General features: G+C 48.6%; 2 protein-coding genes. Both read left to right on the top strand.

The features are described from left to right. A partial coding sequence (locus MHJ63_RS09850) for a hypothetical protein (RefSeq protein ID WP_338110398.1) occupies positions 1-343 on the top strand: 343 nt, incomplete at its 5' end. A gap of 54 nt (positions 344-397) precedes the next feature. Beyond that, positions 398-603: pore-forming ESAT-6 family protein (locus MHJ63_RS09845; RefSeq protein ID WP_239447312.1), on the top strand; the 206-nt coding region annotated here is incomplete at its 3' end.

Raw genomic sequence — 603 nt, 5'->3', positions numbered from 1 at the left:
TAGTTTTATGAAGTTTGATATGGGTTCGCAGACGTTGGCTACGTTGAATCAGAAGACGTCTGGGTCGAATGATGATTTGGGTGGTTTGGTTCGTCAGTTGGTGGCGGCTGTTGCTCCGTTGGAGGGGAAGTTTAATGGTCAGGGTCGTGTGAGGTTTGATCAGTTCAAGGCTCGTGCTGATGAGATTGCTGCTGATTTGAATAGTTCGTTGGCTCGGATTGCTCAGGGTCAGTCTGAGATGAATGTTGCGACTCAGACTGGGGATCAGCAGACTGCTGATAACTCGACGCGTAATGAGTCTGCTGCGAATTTTGATGGTGCGCGTTTCTCTTCCACCCGCTAAAGCGGGCTGTTAGTTTTGTTGGTTTTCTTGTTTTTGTTTTTGTGAGGGGTTTTTATGTCGTTGGATCGTATTTCGTTTGATACTGGTGTGTCTGGTCAGGTTCAGGGGGATATTCAGGGGATTGTCTCTCGGCTTGAGTCCTTGATTGGTGAGCGTGATGCTCAGGTGGCTGAGGCGATGTCTGATTTTCAGATGGATGGTGTGGATGCTGAGTATCAGCATGTTGAGAAGCGGTGGCATAACGCTTCGAATGAGGTGCG

It is taken from the genome of Pseudoglutamicibacter albus (assembly GCF_022346425.1).
Lineage (GTDB): Bacteria > Actinomycetota > Actinomycetes > Actinomycetales > Micrococcaceae > Pseudoglutamicibacter > Pseudoglutamicibacter albus.
The sequence above is the reverse complement of the archived record's forward strand: the minus strand, read 5'-3'. Positions and strand labels throughout refer to the sequence as shown.